Here is a 3157-nt window from a genome sequence, read left to right on the forward strand (position 1 = left end):
TCAAAATAGCTTTCATGTTTTAATACCAACAATTGGTTACGAGCTATTCGGTCTCCAAACTCATTGTCTTTGTGGTACAACGTATCGTATGGCAGATTCGCTATACTATTGGCACCGCCTAAAATAGCACTCATGCATTCGGTGGTGGTACGCAGCATATTTACATTATAATCGTATAAAGTTTTGTTGCGTTTGGTTGGCGTGGCGATGATATGGCAATCCGCATTGTGGTTATACTCTTTCGCTAAGGTGCTGAATAATAGTCGCAACGCACGCAATTTGGCGATTTCGAAGAAGTAATTCGTGCCTACTGAAACCTCGACGGTTATGGGTTGGTTGAGGTTGGGAATTCGGTTGAAATACTCATTCACTTGTCCTAAAATATAGGCTAACTGCTGTACCATATTGGCACCGGCATTTTGGTAAGTACCGCTGTTGATGGTTAAGAATGGAATCGCTGTTTTGGAAGCGATTTGGTTTAGTTTTTCAAAATCCTTATCTAAGTTTTCGAACCAGTTGCCGTCTTTTACCAATTGGCCGATCGGATCGATTTGAATTACGATATCGACTTTGTACTTAGCGGCGAAATCGTTAATTGTAGTTACGAAATCGATTGAAAGGAAAGGCAAATAAAAAAAATACTTGGTATTAGAAAGCGGCAGATTCTGCATCAGGGCTTCCAAGTTAACCGCATCATTTTCTAGGGTAAAACGAATGCTCTCGGCACCTCGATTTAAAGTTTCTAAAGCCCTTTTATTCGATTTGGCTACATCGTGTACAAAGATGTTTTGCAGTATAGAAAATCGAGTTTCTGTGGGTTTTACAGAAAATTTTATTTCCGATTCATCGATGTGGTAAAAAGGTTTGACTTTGAGGCCTTCCGGACTTTCCCAAACCAGGGTTTCGTTATAGTCGGCGCCTTTGAGTTCGTATTGAATTTGTTGTTTCCATTGTTTGGAAGACACCGGTTCGAACTCATTGAATAAATTGTCTGCCATGATTAGCGTTTATAAAGATTTTGACTTGGATTGTTCTTCTTTCAGGGAATCTTCTTCAAATTCGATGATGTAAACATCCTCGCTGTCGCGTTTCATATAATATTTTTCGCGAGCATATTTTTCTATTTGGTCAGGGTTTTTGAGGAGTTTGATGTTTTCTTCATCCTTTTTGATTTCTTCCTGATAGTATTTTTTGTTGTCTTCGAGTTCATCGAGTTGTTTGTTTAGCACTCGGTGTTCCATATAAGAAGTATTGTCTAAAAAAAGCATCCAGATAGTGAAAAAACACAACACAATAACATATCGGTTTCCTAAAATTTTTAGGATAGGATAGGCATCGGTTAGGTTTTTAAAGAAGCTCATTTCGGATAAATTTAGGTAATTCTTTGATTGATAACGGCTCTAACTACATCAATTGCCACCGTATTGTATTTGTCATTAGGGATGATGATATCGGCAAAGGCTTTGGTAGGCTCAATGAACTGTTGGTGCATGGGTTTGAGTGTAGTTTGATAGCGATTCAACACTTCTTCCATATCTCTTCCTCGTTCGGCGATGTCTCTTTTTAAACGGCGAATTAATCGTTCGTCTGAATCGGCGTGAACAAAAATTTTCACATCAAATAATTCGCGAAGTTCCGGATTCGTGAGGATTAAAATACCTTCTACAATCATTACTTTTCTGGGATGAGTTATAATAGAATCGTCGGTTCTATTGTGTGTAATAAAGGAGTATACAGGTTGTTCTACGGTTTTTCCGGCTCTTAACTCTTTTAAATGTTGCACCAAAAGGTCAAAATCGATGGCACGTGGATGGTCAAAATTGATTAAGGCTCTTTCTTCAAAGCTCAAGTTGTTGTTTTCTTTGTAATAGGAGTCTTGAGATATCACACCCACTTCTGTTTGGGGCAATTCATTCATAATTTGGTGAACGACAGTAGTTTTTCCGCTTCCGGTTCCGCCGGCAATTCCGATAATCAGCATAAAGAGTTGTGTTGTTTTACTGAACACAAAAATAGAAATTATATCGGAAGCGCATTTTATTTTTTAGAGAAAAGAAAAAGAAAGTCGAGAAAAGAAAATAGAAGTTAGCAAAAACAAGTAAGAGGTAACGGTTTCTATATGTTGAAGGATTTTGACAAGATTATTTTATGAACCTGAATTTAGGCTCTATTACCAATAAATCCTTTGGCAGTTTTGTCAAACTGTAGTGCTTTTTTATTTCAAACAAATTTTCAGGTAAACCTGAATTTCTTTAAAATAAAAAATCCCTCCTGATTAATCAGAAAGGATTTATTAGTCGGGGTGGCAGGATTCGAACCTGCGACCTCCTGGTCCCAAACCAGGCGCGATAACCGGGCTACGCTACACCCCGAATTCCCTTTAAGGGAGTGCAAATATAAATCTATTATTTGTTTTTCAAAGCATAATATAAAATTATTTTTTTATAGTTATTTCCGATTTGGAGAGCGTATTTTTATCATTTTAATCTGTTACATTTGCACCCTAAACAAACTACAAATCATGTCTGATACTATAGAAAAAATTAAATGCCTTATTATAGGTTCCGGTCCTGCAGGTTATACTGCAGCGATTTATGCAGCCAGAGCCAATATGAACCCTGTGCTTTACCAAGGAACTCAGCCCGGAGGACAATTAACTACTACTAATGAAGTAGAAAACTTTCCGGGTTATCCAGATGGTGTGACCGGACCGGAAATGATGGTGCAATTGCAAGCACAAGCCCAACGCTTTGGAACAGATGTTCGCGACGGTTGGGCAACTAAAGTTGATTTTTCGGGTCCGATTCATAAAGTTTGGATCAACGATACTAAAGAGATTCATGCACAAACTGTAATTATATCCACCGGTGCTTCTGCTAAGTATTTAGGATTGCCTTCGGAGCAACACTATTTACAAATGGGTGGCGGTGTTTCGGCTTGTGCGGTTTGCGATGGTTTTTTCTACCGTAACCAAGAAGTAGTGATAGTAGGGGCAGGAGATTCGGCTTGTGAAGAAGCGCACTACCTTTCTAAATTGTGTAAAAAAGTAACGATGTTGGTGAGAAGCGAGAAATTTAGAGCTTCTAAAATTATGGAAGAGCGCGTTCGCAAAACTGAAAATATTGAGATATTGATGAATCACGATACTGTTGAAGTT

The 3157-nt window shown here is 38.3% G+C and carries 4 protein-coding genes and 1 tRNA gene; 1 reads left to right on the forward strand and 4 read right to left on the reverse strand.

Annotated elements, in window-relative coordinates; all coding sequences use genetic code 11:
• From ACIQ32_RS11545 to ACIQ32_RS11560, 4 genes are all read right to left on the reverse strand, one after another.
• Window positions 1-998: methylmalonyl-CoA mutase family protein (locus tag ACIQ32_RS11545; protein ID WP_396195836.1), on the reverse strand; the 998-nt coding region annotated here is incomplete at its 3' end.
• A gap of 9 nt (window positions 999-1007) precedes the next feature.
• Window positions 1008-1361, reverse strand: a complete 354-nt coding sequence (locus tag ACIQ32_RS11550; protein ID WP_396195837.1) for a septum formation initiator family protein — start codon at window positions 1359-1361, stop codon at window positions 1008-1010.
• A gap of 11 nt (window positions 1362-1372) precedes the next feature.
• Window positions 1373-1981, reverse strand: a complete 609-nt coding sequence (udk, locus tag ACIQ32_RS11555; protein ID WP_396195839.1) for a uridine kinase — start codon at window positions 1979-1981, stop codon at window positions 1373-1375.
• Between the two features lie 316 nt (window positions 1982-2297).
• Window positions 2298-2372: transfer RNA gene (locus ACIQ32_RS11560), tRNA-Pro, on the reverse strand.
• 149 nt (window positions 2373-2521) lie between these two features.
• Between ACIQ32_RS11560 and ACIQ32_RS11565 the strand changes: the two genes are divergently transcribed.
• The coding region (locus tag ACIQ32_RS11565; RefSeq protein WP_396195838.1) for an NAD(P)/FAD-dependent oxidoreductase at window positions 2522-3157 on the forward strand (636 nt) is incomplete at its 3' end.

It is taken from the genome of Flavobacterium sp., from assembly GCF_044373165.1.
In the GTDB taxonomy this organism is placed as follows: Bacteria; Bacteroidota; Bacteroidia; order Flavobacteriales; family Flavobacteriaceae; genus Flavobacterium.